At 57.7% G+C, this 22,628-nt stretch carries 22 protein-coding genes and 2 pseudogenes; 12 read left to right on the top strand and 12 right to left on the bottom strand.

Annotated features, from left to right (window positions below; genetic code table 11):
• Both NCT32_RS35675 and NCT32_RS35670 read right to left on the bottom strand, forming a co-directional pair.
• Positions 1 to 209: SDR family NAD(P)-dependent oxidoreductase (locus NCT32_RS35675; protein WP_250491411.1), on the bottom strand; the 209-nt coding region annotated here is incomplete at its 3' end.
• Positions 206 to 1,066 (bottom strand): amidohydrolase family protein, encoded by an 861-nt coding sequence (locus tag NCT32_RS35670; RefSeq protein WP_061121542.1) that lies wholly within the window; start codon positions 1,064 to 1,066, stop codon positions 206 to 208. The genes NCT32_RS35675 and NCT32_RS35670, both read right to left, overlap by 4 nt.
• A 263-nt stretch (positions 1,067 to 1,329) precedes the next feature.
• Between NCT32_RS35670 and NCT32_RS35665 the strand changes: the two genes are divergently transcribed.
• From NCT32_RS35665 to NCT32_RS35655, 3 genes are all read left to right on the top strand, one after another.
• The gene (locus NCT32_RS35665; protein ID WP_311768217.1) at positions 1,330 to 2,745 is read left to right on the top strand and encodes a serine hydrolase domain-containing protein; all 1,416 of its coding nucleotides are present in this window, start codon (positions 1,330 to 1,332) and stop codon (positions 2,743 to 2,745) included.
• A 62-nt stretch (positions 2,746 to 2,807) separates the two neighbouring features.
• Positions 2,808 to 3,674, top strand: a complete 867-nt coding sequence (locus NCT32_RS35660) for an NmrA family NAD(P)-binding protein (RefSeq protein WP_250491409.1) — start codon at positions 2,808 to 2,810, stop codon at positions 3,672 to 3,674.
• A gap of 40 nt (positions 3,675 to 3,714) precedes the next feature.
• Complete coding sequence (locus NCT32_RS35655) at positions 3,715 to 4,731, top strand: aldo/keto reductase (RefSeq protein WP_061121545.1); 1,017 nt, start codon at positions 3,715 to 3,717, stop codon at positions 4,729 to 4,731.
• 292 nt (positions 4,732 to 5,023) lie between these two features.
• Here NCT32_RS35655 and NCT32_RS35650 read toward each other — a convergent pair whose 3' ends face one another.
• Both NCT32_RS35650 and ltnD read right to left on the bottom strand, forming a co-directional pair.
• A complete protein-coding gene (locus NCT32_RS35650) occupies positions 5,024 to 5,932 on the bottom strand; it encodes a LysR family transcriptional regulator (protein WP_061121546.1) in 909 nt (302 codons plus the stop codon).
• A gap of 534 nt (positions 5,933 to 6,466) precedes the next feature.
• Positions 6,467 to 7,366 (bottom strand): L-threonate dehydrogenase, encoded by a 900-nt coding sequence (ltnD, locus tag NCT32_RS35645; RefSeq protein ID WP_061121547.1) that lies wholly within the window; start codon positions 7,364 to 7,366, stop codon positions 6,467 to 6,469.
• A 210-nt stretch (positions 7,367 to 7,576) separates the two neighbouring features.
• On the opposite strand from ltnD, the gene NCT32_RS35640 reads away from it, so the two are divergent.
• Genes NCT32_RS35640 through NCT32_RS35630 form a run of 3 tightly spaced genes read left to right on the top strand, consistent with a single transcriptional unit; the run spans position 7,577 to position 10,187 of the window.
• The gene (locus NCT32_RS35640) at positions 7,577 to 8,578 is read left to right on the top strand and encodes a hydroxyacid dehydrogenase (protein ID WP_086961594.1); all 1,002 of its coding nucleotides are present in this window, start codon (positions 7,577 to 7,579) and stop codon (positions 8,576 to 8,578) included.
• Between the two features lie 31 nt (positions 8,579 to 8,609).
• Positions 8,610 to 9,743, top strand: a complete 1,134-nt coding sequence (locus tag NCT32_RS35635; protein WP_061121549.1) for a mandelate racemase/muconate lactonizing enzyme family protein — start codon at positions 8,610 to 8,612, stop codon at positions 9,741 to 9,743.
• Between the two features lie 45 nt (positions 9,744 to 9,788).
• Positions 9,789 to 10,187, top strand: coding sequence for a cupin domain-containing protein (locus NCT32_RS35630; protein ID WP_061121550.1), 399 nt, complete (start codon positions 9,789 to 9,791; stop codon positions 10,185 to 10,187).
• A gap of 90 nt (positions 10,188 to 10,277) precedes the next feature.
• Here NCT32_RS35630 and NCT32_RS35625 read toward each other — a convergent pair whose 3' ends face one another.
• Positions 10,278 to 11,057 carry a FadR/GntR family transcriptional regulator gene (locus NCT32_RS35625; protein ID WP_061121551.1) on the bottom strand — a complete coding sequence of 260 codons (780 nt, stop codon included), beginning with the start codon at positions 11,055 to 11,057 and terminating at the stop codon, positions 10,278 to 10,280.
• A gap of 771 nt (positions 11,058 to 11,828) precedes the next feature.
• Here NCT32_RS35625 and NCT32_RS35620 point away from each other — a divergent pair.
• The gene (locus tag NCT32_RS35620) at positions 11,829 to 13,010 is read left to right on the top strand and encodes an iron-containing alcohol dehydrogenase (RefSeq protein WP_061121552.1); all 1,182 of its coding nucleotides are present in this window, start codon (positions 11,829 to 11,831) and stop codon (positions 13,008 to 13,010) included.
• A gap of 763 nt (positions 13,011 to 13,773) precedes the next feature.
• Here NCT32_RS35620 and NCT32_RS35615 read toward each other — a convergent pair.
• Together NCT32_RS35615 and NCT32_RS37735 are read right to left on the bottom strand one after the other, a co-directional pair.
• Positions 13,774 to 15,087: an MFS transporter gene (locus NCT32_RS35615; protein ID WP_143756440.1), complete on the bottom strand. Its 1,314-nt coding sequence runs from the start codon at positions 15,085 to 15,087 to the stop codon at positions 13,774 to 13,776.
• A gap of 1,149 nt (positions 15,088 to 16,236) precedes the next feature.
• A pseudogene (locus NCT32_RS37735) lies at positions 16,237 to 16,386 on the bottom strand (ISNCY family transposase); the annotation flags it as partial.
• 23 nt (positions 16,387 to 16,409) lie between these two features.
• On the opposite strand from NCT32_RS37735, the gene NCT32_RS35605 reads away from it, so the two are divergent.
• From NCT32_RS35605 to NCT32_RS35595, 3 genes are all read left to right on the top strand, one after another.
• Positions 16,410 to 16,565: a hypothetical protein gene (locus NCT32_RS35605; RefSeq protein WP_250478122.1), complete on the top strand. Its 156-nt coding sequence runs from the start codon at positions 16,410 to 16,412 to the stop codon at positions 16,563 to 16,565.
• 138 nt (positions 16,566 to 16,703) lie between these two features.
• Complete coding sequence (locus NCT32_RS35600) at positions 16,704 to 16,961, top strand: DUF4148 domain-containing protein (RefSeq protein ID WP_061121555.1); 258 nt, start codon at positions 16,704 to 16,706, stop codon at positions 16,959 to 16,961.
• A 367-nt stretch (positions 16,962 to 17,328) separates the two neighbouring features.
• Positions 17,329 to 17,604, top strand: a complete 276-nt coding sequence (locus NCT32_RS35595) for a hypothetical protein (RefSeq protein ID WP_061121556.1) — start codon at positions 17,329 to 17,331, stop codon at positions 17,602 to 17,604.
• 280 nt (positions 17,605 to 17,884) lie between these two features.
• Here NCT32_RS35595 and NCT32_RS35590 read toward each other — a convergent pair whose 3' ends face one another.
• Genes NCT32_RS35590 through NCT32_RS35570 form a run of 5 tightly spaced genes read right to left on the bottom strand, consistent with a single transcriptional unit; the run spans position 17,885 to position 20,331 of the window.
• Complete coding sequence (locus tag NCT32_RS35590; RefSeq protein ID WP_061121557.1) at positions 17,885 to 18,265, bottom strand: hypothetical protein; 381 nt, start codon at positions 18,263 to 18,265, stop codon at positions 17,885 to 17,887.
• Positions 18,266 to 18,303: 38 nt separating this feature from the next.
• Positions 18,304 to 18,996, bottom strand: coding sequence for an RNA polymerase sigma factor (locus NCT32_RS35585; RefSeq protein ID WP_061121558.1), 693 nt, complete (start codon positions 18,994 to 18,996; stop codon positions 18,304 to 18,306).
• Positions 18,993 to 19,298 carry a cupredoxin family copper-binding protein gene (locus tag NCT32_RS35580; RefSeq protein ID WP_061121559.1) on the bottom strand — a complete coding sequence of 102 codons (306 nt, stop codon included), beginning with the start codon at positions 19,296 to 19,298 and terminating at the stop codon, positions 18,993 to 18,995. Before NCT32_RS35580 ends, NCT32_RS35585 begins: the two co-directional genes overlap by 4 nt.
• A gap of 1 nt (position 19,299) precedes the next feature.
• Entirely contained in the window at positions 19,300 to 19,833 is a 534-nt protein-coding gene (locus NCT32_RS35575) for a DUF4142 domain-containing protein (protein ID WP_061121560.1), read from the bottom strand.
• A gap of 42 nt (positions 19,834 to 19,875) precedes the next feature.
• Positions 19,876 to 20,331 carry a plastocyanin/azurin family copper-binding protein gene (locus NCT32_RS35570; RefSeq protein ID WP_061121561.1) on the bottom strand — a complete coding sequence of 152 codons (456 nt, stop codon included), beginning with the start codon at positions 20,329 to 20,331 and terminating at the stop codon, positions 19,876 to 19,878.
• A 405-nt stretch (positions 20,332 to 20,736) separates the two neighbouring features.
• On the opposite strand from NCT32_RS35570, the pseudogene NCT32_RS35565 reads away from it, so the two are divergent.
• A pseudogene (locus NCT32_RS35565) lies at positions 20,737 to 21,751 on the top strand (TIGR03118 family protein).
• Between the two features lie 538 nt (positions 21,752 to 22,289).
• Positions 22,290 to 22,628: shikimate dehydrogenase family protein (locus NCT32_RS35555; RefSeq protein WP_409241569.1), on the top strand; the 339-nt coding region annotated here is incomplete at its 3' end.

Raw genomic sequence — 22,628 nt, 5'->3', positions numbered from 1 at the left:
TCCGCCTTACGGCAATCCGCTGGGATCCATGTCACCTGGTTGCCGGTCATTTCGTGAATTTCGTGGGCCGCGCGCTTGAGGTCTTCCTCACGACGCGCGGTGATCACAACGCTGGCGCCCTCAGCGGCGAGTGTACGCGCGATACCAAGACCGATTCCCTGGCTGCCACCGCCGACGATCGCCACCTTCCCTTTTAGTTGGAGATTCATTGCGTCTCCTCGCCGGCGAGAAAGCGCTCGGCATTAAGATAGAACACACTTTCAAGGACTTCCTGCGCATAGCCTTCCTTCTCCCAATCGGCGCGCAATCGATTGTAGGAGTACAGCGGATAATCGGCACCAAACATCACGCGATTACGCAGACGTCGGCTGATTTCATGCTTAAGGTCGGTGGTAAAGTACTTCGGAGACCATCCGTGCAGCTCGTACCATATGTTGCGCTTATGCATCAAAACTGCGATGGTTTCCGTCTGCCATGGCCAACCAGGGCGTGCCGCGACTATGCGAAGCGACGGAAACTTCGCCGCGACGAAATCGAGATGACGCGGATGGCAATTGTCTAGCAGTATTCCGCCTCCGCCAGGCAGTCCCGCGCCTAGTCCGGTGGTGCCGACGAAGATCAACACTGGCGTTCCGGTCTGCGCACAAAGATCGTAGAACGGAAACCAGATCGGGTCGCTTGCAGGAGCGGACCCCGAACCCGACACCGCGTAACCCACAAAACTCGGGGCTGCCTCGATGCACCGTCGTAATTCCAGCACCCCAGCGTCGCGATCTAACGGGTCAATATGCAGCCAATGCCCGGCGATTACGTCCATGCCTTTGCGCTGGACATCGAACGCATAGTCGTGCAACGCCGAGACTTCTTCGATCGGTAGGTATTTGGTGTAGCCCAAATCTAGGATAACGCGCGCGTCGTTGTCTCGGAAGTGTTGGACCATTTCCGCCTCCGAGTGGTAGACGGGTTCAGAATTCCATGTCTTCTTTTGCTGCGCGAGCTCTTCGGGCGTTCGCAACGGAAAGCCGCGGCGCGTGCCCCAATGCGAGTGCATATCGACGATTTTCATATTTGGTCCACCTATATATGCGACCGCGCTGGAAGCCCCGGTCTCCGAGGGGCAACCACCGCCCCGACCAAAACACCACCAAGACTGCATCTGACTGAGCGCTCAGTATACCCCGCGCGACGCTTTCGTCAATATGTCGCAAAACGGCTCTGCGAAAGGCACTTCATGCCTCGTCCCTGAAGTCGTGCGAAGCCGCGTCTTGGCGTCGGGTTTGGGGTCTGCAAAACAGACACGACACACCGATTAGTGACTAAACGTCACTAATGAAGTGCTTAGCGAAGTATTTTGCTTGTTGGCGCCGACATCGAGAATGGTGCCCAGACCGATCTGATAACCATTGTCATCGTCCTTATACTGGAGAAAACATGTCTTTCCGACTTCAACGCCGCGCTCTACTTAAGAGCGCATCCGGTCTGCTGGCTGCGGCAACATTGGCGCCACTGCAAGCGCGCAGCGCGAGCGCTGCCACGAGTAGGCACCAATCTGCCGCCATTTCGAAGTCCACTGCACGATTCGACTCAATCGACGCATCCCTCCGCACAGCGGTCGAAGACAGCACAGTAGCCGGGGTGGTTGCGATAGGAGCGACGGAGCAAGGGGTTGTCTACTCGGGTCATGCTGGTCATGCAGATGCTGAACGCTTGCGGCCGATAACGGGAGACTCGATCTTCTGGCTCGCCTCGATGACCAAGGCAATCACTGCAACGGCGTGCATGCAGCTTGTCGAGCAGGGAAGGCTCAAGCTCGAACAACCCGCCTCGGATCTGCTGCCGCAACTAAAAACGCCGCAGGTGCTCGAAGGATTCGACACAACGGGTCATCCAATACTGCGGCCAGCGCGGAATGCGATCACGGTCCGTCATCTGCTCACCCATACTTCCGGCTTCACCTACAGCATCTGGAGCGATCGCCTCACCGAGTACGAGAAAGTGACCGGGATGCCAGATATTGGCTACTCGCTAAATGGTGCGTTTGCAGCACCGCTCGAATTCGAACCGGGCGAGCGTTGGCAGTATGGGATTAGCATGGACTGGGTTGGCAAGCTTGTCGAGGCCGTGGCCGACCAGTCACTTGAAGTCTACTTCCGAGAGAACATTTTCGCTCCGCTTGAAATGAACGATACCGGGTTTCTTATCGGCACCGCACAGAAGCGACGGGTCGCGACGTTACACCGTCGTCAAGGTGATGGAAGTCTCAAGCCCGAACCGTTCGAGATGAACCAGCGCCCAGAGTTCTTCATGGGCGGAGGAGGCTTGTTTAGTACGCCGAACAACTACATGACTTTTCTGCGCATGCTTCTTGGAAATGGAACATACCGCGGTGTGCGCCTCCTGCGCTCCGAGACAGTTGCCTCGATGTTCCGCAATCATATTGGTGATCTCGCAGTTGGCGAGATGAAGACAGCGCAACCCGCATGGTCAAATAGCTTCGATCAGTTCCCTGATCAGGCACACAAATGGGGATTGTCCTTTGACATCAACACGGAGGCAGGCCCACATGGTCGTAGCGCCGGAAGCGGCAGTTGGGCGGGCCTGCTAAATACCTACTTCTGGATCGACCCTGTCAAACGCGTAGCGGGGTCCATGTTCTCGCAGGTCCTGCCTTTTTATGATGAACGCGTGGTCAACCTGTATGGTCAGTTCGAGCAAGGCCTTTATTCCGGCTTGCGCCGCGCCTAACTGAAAGTTAGTTAGTGCGGAACTCCTTACCGATCACTTCAACTCTATAAAGGACCGGCATCATGTATGCAGTCACGGGTATCACGGGCAAAGTCGGTGGCGCATTGGCGCGGGCGCTCCTCGCCTGCGGCCAGCAAGTACGGGCAGTCGTTCGAGATGCGGACCGCGCCGCATCGTGGCGAGAGCGAGGTTGTCAAATCGCTATCGCCGACATGGAAGACGAGTCAGCGCTAGCGACTGCTTTCCACGGCGCAACGGGAGTCTTTATTTTGCCACCCTCCGAGTTCGACCCGGCTCCTGGATTTCCAGAGGCCAAGGCCGTAATTGACGCAGTCGCGAGCGCTTTGCGTCTTGCGAAACCGAAAAAGGTTGTATGTCTGTCGACCATTGGCGCACATGCAACTGAGAGCAATTTGCTCACGCAGCGAACGCTCATGGAACAAACGTTGACCCATCTGTCCATCCCAATAACCTTCTTGCGGCCGGGCTGGTTCCTAGAAAATTCGGCGTGGGACGTCGCAGCGGCTCGTGACGCGGGGAGAATCGCCAGCTTCCTGCAACCGCTAGATCGCGTTGTGCCAATGGTGGCAACGGAAGACGTTGGCTCCCTTGCGGCAAAATTGCTGCAGGAGACGTGGACCGGCGTCCGCGTCGTTGAGATCGAGGGTCCACACCGTGTCAGTCCCAACGATATTGCGGCTGCTTTCTCGCGAGCCTTCGGGCATCCCGTGCAGGCCGAAGTCGTTGAAAGGTCGCAGTGGGAATCTATGTTCCAGTCCCAAGGCATGAGGAATCCGATGCCCCGTATCCGCATGCTCGACGGCTTCAATGAAGGCTGGATCTGCTTTGAAGGATCGCCTGAGAATGTCATCCGCGGTCAGGTCGATCTCGATACCGTTATTAAAAAGCTAGTCGCAGACGCGAGCTGAGCGCTCGAGACGCGCCACTCGTCGAAACAAGGAGAGCTTCTTGGACTACATTACTCTTGGTACAACTGGGCTGCGTATTTCCCGCCTGAGCCTTGGTGCAATGACCTTTGGTGCGGGATCCGGCATCTGGGGCAACATAGCCGGACTGGACCGCGATCAAGCCATCCACCTCACGGCTGTCGCCGCCGAGCAAGGCGTCAATCTTATCGATACAGCGGACGTTTATTCGCAAGGTCTCTCCGAAGAGATCGTCGGGCAAGTAATCAAGGCGCTTAGCTTCGACGAGACGAAAATGCTGGTGGCCACGAAGGTACGGCTTCGTACCGGTCCCAGCCATAATCAGGTCGGCCTTGGTCGCTCCCACATAATCCGATCGGTGGAGACGAGTCTACGGCGTCTCGGACGAGACCATATCGACCTACTCCAGCTACACGATCGGGATGCGCTGGTACCGCTCGACGAAACGCTACGTTCGCTTGATGATCTGGTGACGCAGGGAAAGGTCCGTCACATCGGCGCTTGTAACTTCAGCGCGGCTGATATGGAGCGTGCCTCAGCCTATACAGAGCGCACCGATCGCACACCGATCGTGAGCAACCAAGTCCACTATGCACTAACGAGCCGAGACGTCGAACACGACATCGTTACCGTGGCCGAGTCGCGGTCAATGGGACTGCTAGTGTGGAGTCCGCTCGCGGGTGGCTACTTGAGCGGAAAATATGCAAGCGCCGAGTCATCCGCGGGGCGGCGCAGTAAACTAGAGTTTCCGCCGGTCGACCAGGGTATAGGTCATAGGATTCTAGAGGTGCTTATCGAGGTAGCTGACTCCCTCGAGGCATCGCAGGCGCAGGTCGCGATAGCTTGGCTTCTCGCGAAGCGAGCCGTCGCATCCGTCATAGTCGGTGCCCGCACGCCGGAGCAGCTAGCGCAGAATCTTGACGCGCGTAACATTCAACTCAGTGTCGAACACCTCGCGCGTTTGGACTCGATTTCAGAAACTCGAATACCATATCCCCACTGGATGCAACGTTACCACGATAAGGATCGATTGATTTAGCGCGCTGCGTCGACGCCGCGGTTGTTAGCCGCTGACATTCAGCATCCGCGCCGTCATCGAATTCGATAACAGCATTTCTCACCTGCCTCTAACCCGGGGCATAGCGTTTTCCATCCTCAGGGAAGCGGTGCTTGTATAAGGGTCGTAATTGCAATTTGGGTAACCGGGACCTGAGCCGTGAGGCGCATGGCCTCACGGCGTCCCCAGCCTCGCCGTCTGGCTGAATCATAATGGAAACGTACATCGGGAGCGCTATCAGGCATACAGGCCTGACGCGCGCGAATGGTTGCAATTATTCCTTCAGCCCATCAATAAAGTCGAGAAAGACCTTGGTCTTTGCTGGAATGTGCTCACGCGACGGATAAAAAACGTATAGCGGATAACGCTCGTCTGCCCAATCAGGAAATAGGTTCACTAAAAGCCCTTTTGCAATCAAATGCTCGGCGCCTATAGATAGCATTTGGGCGATGCCCGATCCTGCCAGACAGGCGTCAAGTAATGCGCTCGGATCGTTGACCGTCAGCCGACCGCGTGTCGTTATCACGACGCGCTTCCGGCCCTGATGGAACTCCCAAGGGAAGGGCTTTCCGCCTGCCGGATCGCGGAACTCCAAACATCGATGGTCGGAGTTCTCGAGATCCTCAGGTCTGCTGGGACGCCCTCGCTGCACGAGATACGATGGCGCTGCGAGTGTCATGATAGCCGTATCGAGTACTTTACGCGCTACAAGCGTAGAGTCCTTTGGCTTGCCGAATCTGAGCGCGACGTCGAAGCCTTCTGACACCAGATCACCCAAGCTGTCCCGCGCGATGAATTCAATTTTCAGCTCGGGATGCAGGTCCATGAAACTGTCAAGCCGCGAACCGAGCACAGTTCGATAGCATACGGGATCGAGGTTCACTTTAAGCCGGCCGCGGACCGACATCGACACACCCGAAACTTCCGCCGCCGCTTCTTCGAGTGCAATAAGATGAGGCAACATGCGTTCGTACATGCGGTGCCCCTCCTCCGTGAGAGAGACTGCACGGGTGGTGCGGTGAAATAGCCTCAGCTTGAGCCGATCTTCAAGCCTTGCAATCGCTCTGCTTACCCCCGGCGGAGACATTCCCACAATCTCCGCCGCCCCTTTAAACGTGCCTGCGTCTACGATTGCAGCGAATATGTTAATCGCGCTCGAAAAGCTCTCGAGTTTTGGCTTCATGCCGGGTCCTATGCGCGTTAAGTTTTCCGTCAGCCAACGACTTTACCTCTCGGCACTTCTACATAGCAAGCATCGCAGTCCATGGGTGACTACGCGCTACCTCGAATGTCTCCCCCGTCTTCCGTTTAAGTTGCTCATTACGCCGGCGGCGGTAGCGCGGGTCACGGCCTTGCAAAGTATGAAGCCAAGGCGTCCCTGGCGTTCCGTGCTTACATTGCCTGCCTACAAGTACTTGGCCGGTCGCAGACGTAGCTCGGGCGCTAGCGTGATCGTTAGATTCTGACCGTCTAGTCGCGGCAGCCTGCAAGGATGAGAATTATGCTGACTTCGAGAATGCGTTAATAGCCCCAATGAGAGATCTTCTCGTCGGTGTTCGGGCGGCCGGCTCGACTACTTGACTTCGTCTCTGAGACTCTGATTGGCTCGCTTTCAACGAAGCGAGTCCGTTTGGCTTTACGCCGACCGGCGTCGTATCGGCGTACCAAGCGAATGTCAACAGGCCTCAGACAACTGCTCGCCCAATCAATCCAAGTATCAAGGGGCCAGTACTGAGCGTACTCGGCCGACGTCATCGAAAATCTTGATTACGGAGGTATCGTCCGCGAGACCGTGACCCGCTTCGGCAGCCGACAAGAACATGCGATGCGCGCATTTTGTCAACGGCGCGACGAATTGCGAGCTGTCGGCCATGTCGAGAACCAGGCCTAGATCTTTAACGAAGATGTTCAGCGCAGTCACGGGAGCAAAGTCATTTGCAATCACGTGGGGCATGCGATCTTGGAACGCCCACGAGTTTCCTGCACTGTTCGTGATAACGTCGTACAGGAGCTGAGGCTCGATTCCTTGGCGCTTCGCCAATGCCATTGCCTCGGTTGCAGCTGCGATATGTACGCCACAAAGCAGATTATTGATCAGCTTCACTTTGGAGCCCAATCCGACTTGCTCACCAAACCGGTACACTTTGGCTGCGTAGGCATCAAATACATCCTTACAGGCATCATACGCCGACTGCGGTCCTGAGCCCATGATCGTCAGTTTTCCCGCCGCTGCGCCGACCACCCCTCCCGATACAGGAGCGTCGATCATCGCGATCCCCTGCTCTTCGAGTCGCTTCGCCATTGCCTCGGCGAATGCTGGTGCTACCGTCGAGCTAGCAATCACGACACTGCCTGCCTTGAGCGTTGAAGCCAATCCATCGGTGCCAAAAAGGACCTGCTCCGTCTGAGCAGCGTTTACCACCAAGATAATCACCACATCCGACCGCTGACCGAGATCAGCCAAGCGGTCGCACGCAATGCCTCCAGCTGCCGAAAATTTGGCGCGCACGTCCGCACTCACGTCATAGCCTGTTACTGCGAACCCCGCCCGTATAAGCGAGTTTGCTACGCCTTGCCCCATCGCACCTATTCCCACAACGCCCACTGTCTTCGGCATATCTACTCCGGTTTCTGGTTGTACCAGATTTGACACTACGACGACGTGCGCCGAAAAGCAAGTCTCGCGAGTATTAGATCGTCGTGCCGCATCCGATCCTGTTCTGCACGCAGTCGTGCTGCTCAAGGCCGATCTACTTTTTTGTTGACGGAACGCGACGACGGCTCGTAATATCTGGTTGTACCAGTTAAGACGCACGCAGGATATTCCATGACGAAACCGTTTCGCGTTCTAGCAACGAACCCAATCGATCCATCCGCCTTATCCATCCTCGCGCCAACTTGCGAACTACTTACCGCGCCAAATGATCGGGAGGATACGCTGCGCTCGCTCGTATCCGACGTTGACGCGCTCATCGTCCGCGTGCGTCTTCCGGAGGACATCTTCGATCGCGCTCGGCGTCTAAGAGCCTGTGTGCGCCACGGAGTCGGTCTGGATTTCATACCGGTTGAACGGGCAACCCGCGCAGGAATTCCGGTCGCAAACCTCCCAGACTCAAACACGCAAGCGGTCGCCGAGCATGTCGTTGGTGCGATCTTAGCGATGGCTCGCGGCTTTGACCGGCTCCCCACATCTTGGCGGAAAAACGGCTGGCTCGTGAGGCAGGCGTTTCAGGGCTTCGAGATGCGCGGGCGGACCGTCGGCGTAGTTGGCCTTGGCCGAATTGGCATCAGAGTCGCGGAAGCGCTGCATCATGGCTTTGGGATGCGCGTCATTGGTTGTGACAGCAGCAAGCGCGAAGGGTTGCCGCTGTTCATCGAGCAAACGTCGATCGAGGAAGTGTTCGCTGGCGCAGACGTCATCACGCTTCACGCGCCGCTGGTCGCATCAACAAAACACATGGTTAATGCACGCTTACTAGCTCTGGCAAAGCGGAGCGCACTACTCGTCAATGCAGCGCGCGGCGGGCTGATTGACGATGAAGCGTTGGTTCAAGCCTTGAGTAGCCGTCAGATCGCTGGCGCAGCACTTGATGTATTCGAACCGGAGCCATTGCCCACCGCACACCCCTATTGGTCGCTCGACAACGTCTTATTGACGCCGCACGTCGCCGCTTTCACAACTGAAGGTTTGGAACGAATGAGCACTGGCGCAGCTCGGGCCGTCGTTGACATCCTGCATTCACGCATGCCGGAAAATTTAGTCAATCCCGAAGTGTGGTCGCGCTATCTCGACTCTATCAAAAGCCCTGAGACGCAGAGACGTCTTTAACCCACAACGCATCGTCCGTACTTAGAAGAAAATGAAAATCTTGGATATCGTGGCCTATCCGGTTACCGTTCCAGTTCCTCCTGCATATCAGGTCAGTCTGGGAATCGGGAGGATGGTCAAGCGGGATACCGTAATCGTCAAGGTTATTACAGATGAGGGCATCGTCGGCTGGGGCGAGTCGCACCACGGGCGTGCTCACCTCGCGGTCGCTACGCTCGTCAACACGACACTTAAGCAACTTGTTACCGGTTTCGAGGCAACAGATGTGAATGGCGTCTGGTCGCAAATCTATCGCTATCAGCTTGCGTCACACGGAATGGGTGCGGCTTGTGCGGCGGCTATGAGCGGGATCGACATGGCGCTGTGGGACATCCGTGGCAAGTCGACAGGCTGGCCGCTCTACCGGCTGCTCGGCGGAGCGTCGCGTAGCGTACCGGCCTACGCTGGCGGTATCTGCCTCGGGTTCCAGTCGCCCGGCGCATTAATCGACGAAGTCGCGTCGATCGTTCAACGCGGCTTCCAGGCGGTCAAACTCAGGCTAGGCGACTCCACCACAGACGACATCGCACGAGTCAGCGCCGTGCGCGAGGCATACCCAGACATCGATATCCTGACCGATGTCAACACTGCATACACTCTGCGCGACTTTCGCACTGTTGCGCCGTACCTAGATGCGGCGCGCATAGGTTGGCTCGAGGAACCGTTTCCCGCACACGATTACCGCAGCTATCGTGAAGCGAAGTTGCTGTGCAGCTTTGCACTGGCTGCCGGTGAAAACCATTTCACCCGCTTCGAATTCGCGCAACTCATCGAGGCCGAATCCGTTACTGTACTGCAGCCTGACATCTCAAAGATGGGTGGTATCACCGAGTTACTGAAGGTTGCGGCGATGGCCTCTGCACAAAAGCTTCCTATTCATTGTCATTCCAGTATGGGAATCAACATGGCCGCGACCCTGCACGTTCTCAGCGCTGTTGAAAACGCCGGGTACTTCGAAGCAGATTGCTCGCTCTACAACCCGCTGCGCGACGATTTGATCGATTTCTCGTTCGACGTTGACGCAAGTGGCACGATCCGACCAAGCGAGAAGGCTGGCATCGGTATCGAAGTCAACGAGGATTTCATTCAAAGTCATACTGGTTCGAGCGGTCCCGGCTTCGTGTGATGCCGAGAATCGTTTTTCATTAATCAACCATCACTAAGGAAAGCAATGTCGACCGATACAATCCCACGGACCTCTGTCTCACACGCCGCAGCTGACGAGAGCGACTTTAAACTCGGTCTGCGCCCCTACTTCGAGTATCGCGACCTCGGCTTCAAAGAAGCGTCAAACGGAGGCTACGTCGCACACATCATTCGCGCAGTGCCGGGCAAGCGGGCGGAGCCTGAGTGGCATACGCACGATGCGGCCTTCCAGATGGTGTTTGTACTGCGCGGATGGATCGACTTCGAGTTTGAAGACATCGGCGTAACTCGTCTTACGGCGGGCTCCTCCTGCCTCTTCCCCCCGGGCGTTCGTCACCAAGTTCTCGGAAACAGCGACGACTTCGAGCAACTCGAGGTCGTGTCTCCTGCCGATTTCGCAACTCACGCGGTGGACAAGCCCTAAATCGACCTAGCGCTTGCAGTTAGCGAGTCCGAGCAAGGCGACGCACGCACTTGTACATGAGTATCCGCGTCTTGATCTCTGCTCGGTATCTCAGACAGCGTCGTTTGATGTGACTGGTTTGCGCTTCCGCCCGCTCGCCGATCTTTTTGTTTCCGCGGGCGCCCGTGGATCAACCTTGGTCTTGATGTCAGCGGTCGATCCAAACAACGCACGAAAATACACGTCAACTCCTTTAATATGCTGCCGCAAGATGCTCTCCGCCTTCTCGACATCACGTTCGACTATCGCGGCTAGCAACTTGCGGTGGTCGTTCACTGATTGACGGCAGTGCTCATCCGAAGAAAAGTAGACCTCGCGGCGCTTGCGCGACATAAGGTAAAAAACGTTCACAAATCGCACGAACACGTCGTTTTGAGTCGCCGCGACTATCGCCAGATGAAACTCTGCGTCCAGACTCGCGAGCTTCTCGCCGTCCCCTCGTGCGGCAGCGCAACGTTTAACGATTGCGGACAAGCGCTCGAGATCTTCGTCCGTGCGCCGCTCACACGCAAGACGCACGGCCTGAGTCTCGAGCAAACGTCGCAATTCGACGGCTTGTATGACCTCGTCAGGCGCGAGGGGTGCGTCGGCCTCCGCGAATAGGACCATCGCTTCGATACTCCGCTCTTCCGATCCGGCCCGCAGGTAGATACCCGACTTTGGGCGAGCGTCGATGATTCGCAGCGTATCTAACCGAATTAACGCTTCGCGCAGTGCCCCGCGACTCATGCCAAACATTTCGGACATCTCTCGCTCAGAGGGCAGCTTGTCTCCCGGTTCAAAGCCGCGCTCATGTATGAGTTGCACGAGTTGTCGAACGTTGTCAAGCATGGGATCACCGCTTCTTGGAATACGAAAGTTTTTGAGCCAGCAAAGGCGGCCGCCGTGCCAAAGCGCACAGCTACAAGGATAGCGTGGACATCAAATCTGGTCAAACCAGGCGTACGCTTCAACACCGCGCGGGAACTTCGTGGAAAAGCGCAGTGCTTGTAGCCCTCGGAGGGCGGCCGCGATTCAAGAAATTATAGCCAACCGCTATCACGTAAGGAGGCGCGAAGGCCAACTATTTGACGCGCGCCTCCGCTGCGATGTCCGAATTTTCATAATCCGCCTTGCTGAATGGATCAAGCAGCCAGCGTCCGACGAGCGAGGAGAAGTCCGAGCACCCACAAATGCGGCATCTGTCGTGTACATGCCGTGCCATCCGAGGAGCGGTGCGATGAGGCTCGCCGCAGGTCGTGCCAGCATGTTCTCCGCCAATAGTCCCCTATCACGGTCCCTATCGCTCGGCCCCGACGTGACTCCGGCGCAAGACGTGCAGATGACTGGCACGATCAATCGAACTACGCAAGTAAATGTGCCCAGCAAGAAAGCGCAAGCTATGTATGTATCCGGTCCGGTCGCCCGTCACACGACCTGTGCGAACGGGAAAGTACCCGCCGAGACGTCACCGATTTTCGACGTAGTCGCCAAGACGTGCGACAAATAGCAAACCCGAAAGTGGCCAAGTTGGGCTCCCTTTCCTCTGAATCTGGTCGTACCAGTTTACTAAGCGAGACATATGAAATAGACTGAATGGTCTGCCAAGAAGAGCATCGCGTAATGAATAATCAGGCCTATATCTATGCACCGCGTTACATGGAAATCGGCGGTGGCTCAGTGTCGGGAACTGCGGCAATATGCAGACGGCTCGGGGTTACGCGTCCGCTGATCGTGACCGACCCTTTCATGAAAACGTCTCGGCTGATCGACCGACTCACCGTCGGGCTCGACGCAAGCGGCATCGAGTATTCCATATTCTCAGACACGGTTCCGGATCCGACTGATACTGTCGTCGCCCGGGGGGCGAAAGTCCTTATTGAAGGAAATTTTGATTGTTTGATTGCGTTCGGAGGCGGGTCGCCAATGGACACCGCGAAGGCGATGAACATCCTGGCAGCCGCACACCGACTTGATCCTGGGATACATATCCGCGAATTCAAGCTACCGCTGAACGCTGATGCCACGGCTGTCCCCCTTATCGCAGTTCCGACGACGGCTGGGACAGGAAGCGAAGTCACGCGCTTCACAGTCGTAACGGACACCGTGAATAATGAGAAGATGCTCATTTCCGGCCTGGCCGCGCTGCCAGTAGCAGCAATCGTGGACTTCGAACTAACCATGACCGTGCCTCCGCGAGTGACCGCTGACACCGGACTGGATGCCTTCGTGCACGCGCTCGAGGCCTTCGTCTCCCGTCGAGCCAACGCACATTCAGATCTCTTTGCTCGGTCGGGATTGTCGCTTATCGGACATCATCTGCGCAGAGCTTATGCCGAACCGGGAGATCGCCTGGCCCGCGAAGCAATGATGCTTGGCGCGACGCATGCCGGCATAGCTTGTTCGATTGCTCCCGTGGCATTAGTGCATGCCATGGCGAGGCCGATTGGCGCGCATTTCCACGTTTCACACGGCATGTCGAACGCAATGATGTTGCCCGTAGTTACGGAGTACTCGTTACCGAGTGCGCTAGACAAATACGCAGAAGCCTCAAGGATCGCTGGGTTCGCGAGGAGCGAAATGGACGATGAGACAGCGTCGCGCACCTTGGTCGAGATGCTTCAACGCTTGAATCGCGAACTCTCAGTTCCATCGCCACGCAATTACGGAATCTCGCCAACAGAGTGGCAGCGTCTCTTACCATTGATGGCGGACCAGGCTCTCGCATCGAGTAGCCCATACAACAACCCTCGCATCCCTGCCCGTGGCGACATCGTCGCTTTATATCAAGCTAGCTATGGCTAGCTCAATTTCGACTCGTGTGTGATGCTTCCGATTTCCAATCTCGCTTGCAAAAACGCCATGCTTACACGCCGCTTGGACTGGGCTACCAGACACGTTGATTGTCAGGCCAAGGTGCCGCGGTCGACCAAGTTAGTTGGTCGGCTTTGTTCCTCTAGGATTGTCCGACCGGTGCAGATATAAGTCCAGCGCACATGACGGCTTTGCAAGGCTGCCTATGCCAGGATCCCTCATCTCCAGGAAATTGTTGGTCCATGGCGTTCGACAGTGCTCAAAACGCAGAATGACGCTTACAAGTGTCACGGACGCAACAGACGATATTGAGGAAAGTCTCGTGGATGAAAGCGAGGCGTCAATCGCTCCGTCAGTGGCATGAATTGCTGGCGTCGTTCGGGTGACTAGCAAAACGCAGAAGAGCGAAGCCATTTCGTGGCTTCTCTTTTCGCCGACTGCGTATCCCCGAGGCAGTAAGTCCCAATGCAGGGCCCGCCTGTAAAATGAAGAGAATGCCCGTGAGCACCGCACGATCGTCGGGCGCCGGTCGCGCCAACCGCCCCTCTCGAAGGAGTTCGCGTCAGTTTTCATTTCCACCCGTCCCCCCCGGAAGCGTGCTCGCACCCGTATGACTCTCGCCGATGACCGTTAGGGAATCGCCCATGGCTCGACGGGCAGTCCAAGAAGACACGCAACGTTGCGGCGTACGCCATCAAAACTCCATTCGCACGAAGTGCAATTCTGCGTGCGATTGGTCTTGTCCGGGAGGTCCTCAGGTGACGTGCAGGACATCACGGTGAACTGCCGTTGCTGTCAAGAAATCGTCGACTTTGCCGCGGTCGGATTCAGACCTAAATAACCGCAAGAATGCCAGTGCGCACAACATGGTCACCCCAGCTGAGCATGCAATGGCGGGCGTGTATGATTGGAACCATTGGAACGAAAAGCCCATGGTTATCGGCGAAACGATTCCCCCAAACAGTCCCACGCAATTCATGATCGAGCAAACGATGCTTGCCCCACGTCGGCCACCAATCTCGGGGGCCATCGCCCACATCGGGCCCAATATCGACATGACAAACGCGTACCCGAGCGACATCGCCGTTACCGAAAGATAGAGATTATTTACGCTAACAGCAACGAATAAGCAGACTGTCCCGAAGAAGAGGCCGCTGAAAATTACTCGACGGGTAGCAGCTTCCGTCGTTTGCCCGGCTTCGACTAGCCGTCGAACGACCCAACCCGCACCAGCGACTGAAACTATTGCGAAAACGTAAGGCTGCGCCGCAAGCAGCCCCATCTTCGACATCGACATCCGGTACGTGTCGGTGAGATAAGTCGGGTACCAAGAGAGGAATAGGAAGTTGACGAGATTCAGTCCAAAACAAGCAAGGGCGCAGGCCCATACCGAAGGTCTCGTCGCAAGCAACTTCAAAAATCCGGCCGGCGTCGCGGATTCAGTTTCAACGACTTTGTCATGAGAGATCCACTCGCGCTCGCTACTAGAGACGCGGGAATCGGCCTTCGGATCGTCGCGCAGATAGAACCAGATGAACGTTCCCAAAGCCGCAGCCATCGCACCGGTCGCGACGAAGGCAGCCTGCCAATGCGCCTTCACAATGATAGCTGATACCAGAGGCGGTGCGACAGCCGATCCGATTACAAGGCCCAAGTTTTGAATGGACGAGACTTGCGAATACTCGATCCTTGGGAACCATTTACTCATCAACAGCGCCAGGGCTGGCCAGCTCACTGCTTCAGCAGCCCCGAACGGAATACGAAAGCCGATCCAGGATGCAAAAGTCGTCGCACTGGTTGTCGCTACAAGCAGAATGCACCAGAGCCACATGAAGTAAAAGAAACATCTTCGTGGCCCGAGGAGGTTTGCCAAAAACGCTGCGGGAACCTGGGCGGCCGCGTATGCGAACGTGAACGCGCTCAGAATGAAACCCATCTGGCTGGGCGTGAATTCCATCTGGGCTCGTATGACCGGTGCAGCCACTGCTAGGTTGGCTCGATCTAGGTAGCTCACCGCTGCAATGAGGAACATCAGGCCCATCACCTTCCATCTGAATTTTGATTCCACGAAGTCTCCTATTTATTTAGTCAGCCCACATAGCGTCCGTACATCCCATCATGCCGTCAACCGCCAATCTGCTTGTACCAGATTGTAGAGACAAGTTTTGGCGAAGGTCAACCAGCAAATGCCGCACATACGCCTGATTCGCGCGCCGTCCGATTTTTTGCGCAAGGACAAGATACGGTGCAAGAGCCCCAACCCCCTTCCAGTCAGACTTGTCTGGTACAACCAGCATAACGACATGGTCGTCCCCTCGTGGGAAACAACGCGCGCTTCGGGTTCTCGAAAGGCGGGATCCTGAAGCCAAGCGGTTGACGATACTCAACTATGGGGTTGCCTCTCCGGCGGCTTGCTCAAGGACAGGAAATGTGAACAAGTCACGTCGCGTACGCGGCTCCGCATACAGTACGTAACAGACGGGCTGGCTCTGATCTGGCTGCAGCATGCGACTTCTCGCATCCCGCGGTGCTTTCGTCCGACCCGCGCACGCGAAGCTAAAAATGATGACCACAATTCTATTAGGTTGCCTAACGTGTCACGGCCAAATACAGATGTCGGGGTGCGGGCTAAATACAGATGTCGTATCTATCCAAGGTTTTTGCTCTCACACGGTGTTGAAGATGCAGGGTCGAGCGGGCAGGGCGCGGGTGCGTCGACTTCCCCGTTTGCTGACCGCCGAGCTGTTTTTACTGACGCGGCACCGCGTTCGTGTTCATGCAGCGCAATCATCGTTGCCTCCAGGTCCTGTTGCGTGAGCTCGCGCTGTTTCTTGGTGCCGGATACGCGGCGTGGCGTGCGTACCTGCGCGCCGCGATGCATGCGCGAGGGCGCCGTGCCAATGCTGCGGTTGTCGCGCTGAGCCTGCACTGCCTGCGCCAACTCAAGCACGTGCGCGAGACGCTTGCACTCGACGATCGCCCCCTGATCGACCTCGGTGAGACGGTCGTACTGCCGGCATACCAGCGCCCGCTCGCCGGCCTGTAACTGCGTGCGTCCGTCCGGATATTCCCACACCTCGATGTCACGGTGGATCAGCGCGCGGTTCGCGTCGGTATCTTCCAGCAGATACAACACGCGGTCGTACTGCACGGTGAGCGTCTTGGTGACCCGTCGCGCTTTGCGCCACGTCAGCGCCCGCTCCAGACTCTCGTCGGCGCGCAGTGAACGCGGTACCCACAGGCCCGCTTCGGTCATCAGATGCCGCACCGTTTCCTTGGCCAGCCGGATGCCGTGGCATTGCTCGAGCTTCTCGCGCGCCAAAGTCGGGCCGAAGTCGGCGTAGCACTCTCGGATAATGCTCACGGCGCGCTGCGCCAAGGGAGCCGTCCGTGCCGCGCTTCATTGCGCTTGCCATGTCACCCCACGGCGAACTGACGCTGGCGTGCCGTACGGTGAAGCAGCTCACCAAGGAGATCGCGCGGTCGCGCACCCTCTCCTCAGATCTTCGACTGGGCGTGTCTACTGCCTTTCTGCGGTCCATCTGAAGGCGGTAGGCGCGCAGCATTGTGCTTTGCGCAATGTAGTCTTGTCCGAATTAAGGGAAAATACCTAGCTTAAGACGCATATACTTTGACACTTCTAGCAGTACTTCGGAAGCCCCTTACGCCAAAAGTAGGTATCTGATGAAACAGATTTTCGTGACGGCTGCCTTCGCCCTGCTCGCCCCTGCTCCAATTACTTCGTTCGCTCAAACCGATGCGCCACTTACACGCGCACAAGTACGCGCCGAACTCGCCAATCTCGAACAAGCCGGCTACAACCCGCTGGCTGTTGATGTGGACTATCCGGTCAATCTGCAAAAGGCTGAAGCGCGATTGCAGGCTGAGCAAACGTCATTGCAGCGCCAGGCCGCGATTCAATCCGGCACACAGCAACACTAATGTTTACTGTTCTCTGGCCAAAGCGCCGGCACCCGTCGTGTCGGTCCCCCGAATCCTGCGAGCGCCAGAAACAGGATCCCTCGCACGGGCTGCGCACCACAGCTTGAGCGACGCCTCCCGGACGCGAACTGCCGTTCGAACGCCAAGATGCCGAAAACCGCGAGCATCCCTTCCTGGCCGAGAGCACTTCGTCAGGTCGACGGGGCACGCCTCGTAGCGAGTAAGTAACGGCCAGTGGACCACCGGTGTCGATCGAATATTGAGCATCAAAGACCGCTATTAAGATAACTTTTCTTATCGTAATTGCCTGATTTCGTGCCTAAACTGGAAGGCATGAAAACGCGTCAGTCCCCGGCACCTGCGCTCGGTGCTGCGTCTGTGGCGCTCGCACTTCAAGGTTCGCGATGCGAACGGCAAGCAGCCGCTCTGGTACGGCGCCCTGTATCGGGAGAAACTTTATCGCCCTGCGCATCTGCTCACGATCGCGGACACTCGAAACGTCGCGGCATCAGAGGTCATCAACGCGTTGCCGGGACTTCGGCAAGCGGCGGTAATGCGTTCAGTCGGCAGCGATGAGACGCTCCGTTACGCAATACTCGTCCCGCCCGGCGCGACACAGCAACAACGGCTATTCGAGCGGTAAATCTGGATTGTCACCAACGCGAACGTTATGACAGTTGTTCCGCGCGATCGCGTTGCGTCTGCGGAAATGTTGCTCCAATTCAAAGGAGCATCAGTCTCGAGTCGACCGAGCAGCAGGAAGATCTCGAAGGAATCTAAACCGAAACTGGTCCGCGCATGTTGGCGAATTTTGTCGGGCGCTCTTACTGAAAGGTATGATCCGATAGGCGAGGGTGACGGCTAACCGGTCCAAGCGGACCGGCTGCCGACCCAACGCGCGTCTGCGCGCAACCCGGTGTCGCTCAATGTCCCGGTCCGTTGTGCTCGATGCAGCTCAGCACGAGCGTGCTGTCCGTGCCGGCCTCGGGGCTGAGCATCGCGGTATGAATTTCGGTGCCGGTGCAGCGCCAGTCTGCCTGAAGATCCTTGCTGCATGAGCGCGCCGTGTAGCCGATGCTTTGCCGGTCCGGCACGTACTGGCAGGTATCGCGGCCATCGCATTGACGCACGAGATCGCCCGTCGCATTGCCGGCCGGTGCTCCGCAGTTCGCGCCATAGGTGCCGGACAGAACCGTGATCGTCCGGGCATCCACGTTCGAAAAACATCCCAGCACAGCAATTCCCGCTATCGCGCAAGCCCGGCCGATGCCGATTCCCCGCGTAGCCGACCTGTTCCTGTTCATGGCGCCCTCCTTGTGCTCTGGAGAACGCGTCGGCAATGCTATGACGCGTCACCGGATATCTTCGATAGTACGCTCGCCACGATGCGATCGCACTGCGCCCCGCCGAATTCGAACACGTCGCGCTCGGCAAGATCGAACGCCTGAGCAAGCGATTCGCGCAACATGCTGCGCGCGCGAAAATGCCGGCTGCGCACGGTCGCTTCGGGAATATTGAGGCACTGCGCGGTCTCCTCGACGCTCATCTCCTCGATCGAGCGCAGCACGAATACGACGCGAAACAACTCCGGCAATGCATCGAGCTTGCGTTCGAGCAGCGCGCGCACTTGCGAACGCGCGAGCGCCTGATCGGGGGCGTCGTCGTCGTGCGTGGTCATGGCATCGGCATGTTCGATGTAATCGGGAGTGTCCACGATCGGGATCACGTTCTGACGACGCGCCGAGCGCCGCAATCGCGCGAAGCATTCGTTGAGCACGAGCCGCGAGAGCCACGTGAACAATTGCGAATCGCCGCGAAACTGGTTCATCGATCGGTACGCGTGCAGATACGCATCCTGTAGCGCATCTTCCGCTTCGGCATCGTTGCGCAAGGTCGCGCGAGCCATGCGATAGAGCCGGCGGTTATGCCGCCGCATCAGCAGTTCGAACGCAGCACGATCGCCCGCGACGATGCGCCGCGCAATGCCGAGGTCGTCGTCGGTGGTTTCAGCGGCAAGATTCGTCATCGTCTTCATCGTACGTTCAGGACCGCATGCATGGTCGGATGCAGCTTGCATGAATACGCGTAGCGTCCCGTCTCGCGCGCCACGTAACTCCACGATGCATCCGCCGCGATGTCATGCGAATCGAATGCGTTCGCGTCGGCGGTCGCGGTGTGCGGGAACAGGTCCTTGTTGAGCCACACGACACGATCGCCGCGCGCGACCGTCAACGTCGGCGGATCGAAGCGCATCTGTTCGATCACGACGACATACGTGGCCGCCATCGCATCGACGGGCAACACGAGTGCGGCCATCAGACAGACGAGCAGGCGCATGTCACGCACCGCTCTTCGCCAGTTCCGCCTGCAGATGACGCGCGTGTTCGAGATGCGCGACGAACGCCGGTCGCACCTTCACGAGCAGCGCCTTCAGTTCCACGTTCTTCGCGCCCGGAATGAGCGTCTTGTCGAGGGCGTCGAGCACGCTTTCATGATAGGCGACCTCGTGATCGATATACGACTTGTCGAAGCTGCCGCCGGAGAGCGTCTTCAACCTGGCGATGTTCGCGTCGCCGCCCTGCTTGAGGCTCTGGCTCGTCGGATTGTCCTCGGGCGTCACGTTGAGCTTCTTCACGAGATCGGTCGCGGCCTTGTTGACGCCGCTGTGATCCGTGACCATCTGCTGGGCGAACGCCTTCACGTTCTGCGACTTCGTCTTGGTTTCCGCAAGCTTGCCCGCGTCGATATCGACCTGATTGGCCGTCACGACGATCGATGCAATCTGCGGATCGCTCGGCCCGGCGTTTTGCGCATTGCATGCGATGCTCGCGAACGCGAGCGTCGCGGCCAGCGCGGTGTGAACGAGTTTCATATGACATCTCCCCGAATTTCGTTGCAGATACGGAATTGGATGTCACGTCGAACTGGCGCGTTCCCGTCTTGCTGACTCAACTCGGGGCGCAACAACCAGCGCCTTATGCATGCCCATCGCATAGTGTCCCGGACGGTTGCAAATCAGCACGTAGCGTCCCGGCGATAACTTCAACGAGAGCCGCTTCGTCGAACCCTTCGCCAGATCCTCCACCTCGCCCATTTTCTTGAAGCGGCTTTCCGTCACCTGACCGTTACGGACGGGCAGACCCGCTTTGTCCGTGTCTGTCTTCAAGACCACGAATTCATGTTCGGTATTGCTGTCCGCTACGTTCTTGACTTCGAACGTGACGCGTCCAGGCTTCGCTGTATCGGTATCGAGTTGGATCGACTTGTCGGTGAGCCTGACATGGATCATCTCATCCGCAAAAACGCCAAGCGGCATAACGAGCGCTATCGTCGCCAACATGTACATCGCATCACGTCTGCCAAGTTTCATTTTGCTTTCTCCTGAAGCGAAGCGTCTGCAAGTTAGAACGCGGCCACGCTTCAAATATTCCGCAGGACGTTTATCGAGCTATGCCCGGCACGAAACTTTCAATACGACTGCAAGGCACCGTTAAATCGCTTAACCGTGTGATGATGGCTAATAACTTTATTCGGAGTACAGGGGAATTTTTTAAGACCGTTCATCGTTTACCGTCATCGAGCGCCAATTCGCAGAGCAAGTCCTCGCAAATCCGACCAAGGAGGGTGCTATGTCTCACGTCTCTGGATGTCTCAAAGCGGTGACCGCGATAGCCCTCGCGGCCAGCTTCACATTCCCCCATGCAGGTCATGACGACGCTTATGTCGTGACGCCCCTCGTATCCAACCTCGCAGGCGCGGCCCCCAAATCGACGAGGTGCTGCAGAACGCATGGGGTATCGCCTTCAGTCCGGCAGGCATTCCCTTCTGGGTCAACGACAATGCCACAGGCTGTGCCACGCTCTATGACGGCGAAGGCACGAAGGTAGCGCTGCAGGTCGCGATCCCGCTGCCGGGCAATGTCATACCCTCTGCCGCCTGCCGTCCTGTCTATCACAACAATCCACCGAATCCCTCGCCTGCCGCGCCGACAGGAATGGTATGGAATGCGTCGGCCGCGTTTCTCGTGCCAGGCACCACGATCCCCGCGGTATTTATATTCGCGACCGAGGACGGCACGCTTTCCGCCTGGGCCGGCGGGCTGAATCCTGCCAACAACGCCGTGATCGCAGCCGATAACTCTGCCAATCCTTCCGCCGTCAATGGCGCGGTCTACAAGGGCCTCGTTTTCGGCGTCAACTCGAAAGGCCTGTTCCTTTTCGCGACCAACTTCCGCTCGGGACGGATCGACGTCTTCGGGCCGAGCGGCGGCGCAAATGGGCTGTACATGAGCGTGACGACGGACGGTGGCTTCGTCGATCCACACATGCCGCCCGGATACGCGCCGTTCGGCATCGCGAACATCGATGGCGACCTTTTTTGTCACGTATGCAAAGCAGGACAAACAGAAGCACGACGACGTAGCCGGCAACGGTCACGGATTCGTCGATGTCTTCGATACGGACGGCCATCTGCTGCACCGCTTCGCCAGTCGAGGGACACTTAACTCCCCATGGGGCGTCACGCGTGCATCGTTCGCTTTCGGCCCGTTCAGCGGCAAGATACTGGTCGGCAACTTCGGCAATGGCCACATCAGTGTCTTCGACAACGACGGGACGTTCGTCGATCAGTTGGAGGATGCGTATGGCAATCCGATTTCCATCGACGGCTTGTGGACGCTGACGCTCGGTGGTGGCCGCAATTCGAGTTCGGACGCCGTGTACTTCTCGGCGGGACCGAATGGCGAGGTCAATGGACTGTTCGGCACCATCATGCCGGCGAACGGGCACTGACAATAGTCGTCAGCGCGTTGCTCCCGAGGCCGCTTCAAGAGCCGGTCGCGCAAGCCGCAAGACGCGATTGGCTCGTCTCGAACGAGCGTGATCGGCTATCGCGATCGCATGAAATCATCCACGAAACAAGTGCTTCCATGCCGGAATAAAACCCATCTCCTCGTTCATCGACCATCAGGGTCTCGGGACAGGAAGAAGTACGGTCATGAAGTCTCTACTCTCTGTATTCAGCGTCGTAGCGTGCAGCGCGGCCATCGTGACGCTCGTGTCATGGGGGGGCTCCGGTTCGAACAGTTCAAACCCATGCACCACTCCATTGTCGTTTGCCGTGACGGCGCTCGTATCCGATGGAGCGGTACGCGAGCAAGCTGCGTCCAAGCTTGGCGCAAGGTGTGCCGAAGCTTGCCGCTAGTCAGCCGGCGTACACATGCATCGGTTATGCGTTTGTGGGTAGACAGCAAGTCTTTGATTTACAGAGGTATTATTTCAGCGCCAGAAGGCAAAGCCTTGTCGGAACTAGGGCACGCTAACCGGAAATCTGCGCGAAAATCAAAGTCACCCCGGCATCCGCGGACTCAACGTGACGATGCCGCACAAGCAGGCGGTGATTCCCCATCTCGATGCGCTCGACGAGACCGCCCGCGAGATCGGCGCGGTCAACACCATCGACAACCGCGACGGTCGTCTCACCGGCTACAACACGGACTGCGTCGGCGCCGTGCGCGCGCTCGAAGAGGCGACGCCGCTCGAACGCCGGCGCATCGCCCTGCTCGGCGGGGGGGGGGGGGGGGGGGGGGGGGGGGGGGGGCGGCGGGGGCGGGGGGGGGGGGGGGGGGGGTTGTGGGGGGGGGGGGGGGGGGGGGGGGGGGCGGCGCGG

The organism is Caballeronia sp. INML2, from assembly GCF_023631365.1.
Lineage (GTDB): Bacteria > Pseudomonadota > Gammaproteobacteria > Burkholderiales > Burkholderiaceae > Caballeronia > Caballeronia turbans.
Note: the sequence above shows the minus strand (reverse complement) of the source record. Positions and strands in the feature narration are given on the sequence as shown.

Bases quoted from the DNA above. Each gene is read 5' to 3' on its own strand.
- NCT32_RS35670 (WP_061121542.1), bottom strand. From the start codon at position 1,066: ATGAAAATCGTCGATATGCACTCGCATTGGGGCACGCGCCGCGGCTTT.
- NCT32_RS35665 (WP_311768217.1), top strand. From the start codon at position 1,330: ATGAAGTGCTTAGCGAAGTATTTTGCTTGTTGGCGCCGACATCGAGAA.
- NCT32_RS35660 (WP_250491409.1), top strand. From the start codon at position 2,808: ATGTATGCAGTCACGGGTATCACGGGCAAAGTCGGTGGCGCATTGGCG.
- NCT32_RS35650 (WP_061121546.1), bottom strand. From the start codon at position 5,932: ATGAAGCCAAAACTCGAGAGCTTTTCGAGCGCGATTAACATATTCGCT.
- ltnD (WP_061121547.1), bottom strand. From the start codon at position 7,366: ATGCCGAAGACAGTGGGCGTTGTGGGAATAGGTGCGATGGGGCAAGGC.
- NCT32_RS35640 (WP_086961594.1), top strand. From the start codon at position 7,577: ATGACGAAACCGTTTCGCGTTCTAGCAACGAACCCAATCGATCCATCC.
- NCT32_RS35635 (WP_061121549.1), top strand. From the start codon at position 8,610: ATGAAAATCTTGGATATCGTGGCCTATCCGGTTACCGTTCCAGTTCCT.
- NCT32_RS35630 (WP_061121550.1), top strand. From the start codon at position 9,789: ATGTCGACCGATACAATCCCACGGACCTCTGTCTCACACGCCGCAGCT.
- NCT32_RS35625 (WP_061121551.1), bottom strand. From the start codon at position 11,057: ATGCTTGACAACGTTCGACAACTCGTGCAACTCATACATGAGCGCGGC.
- NCT32_RS35620 (WP_061121552.1), top strand. From the start codon at position 11,829: ATGAATAATCAGGCCTATATCTATGCACCGCGTTACATGGAAATCGGC.
- NCT32_RS35600 (WP_061121555.1), top strand. From the start codon at position 16,704: ATGAAACAGATTTTCGTGACGGCTGCCTTCGCCCTGCTCGCCCCTGCT.
- NCT32_RS35590 (WP_061121557.1), bottom strand. From the start codon at position 18,265: ATGAACAGGAACAGGTCGGCTACGCGGGGAATCGGCATCGGCCGGGCT.
- NCT32_RS35585 (WP_061121558.1), bottom strand. From the start codon at position 18,996: ATGAAGACGATGACGAATCTTGCCGCTGAAACCACCGACGACGACCTC.
- NCT32_RS35580 (WP_061121559.1), bottom strand. From the start codon at position 19,298: ATGCGCCTGCTCGTCTGTCTGATGGCCGCACTCGTGTTGCCCGTCGAT.
- NCT32_RS35575 (WP_061121560.1), bottom strand. From the start codon at position 19,833: ATGAAACTCGTTCACACCGCGCTGGCCGCGACGCTCGCGTTCGCGAGC.
- NCT32_RS35570 (WP_061121561.1), bottom strand. From the start codon at position 20,331: ATGAAACTTGGCAGACGTGATGCGATGTACATGTTGGCGACGATAGCG.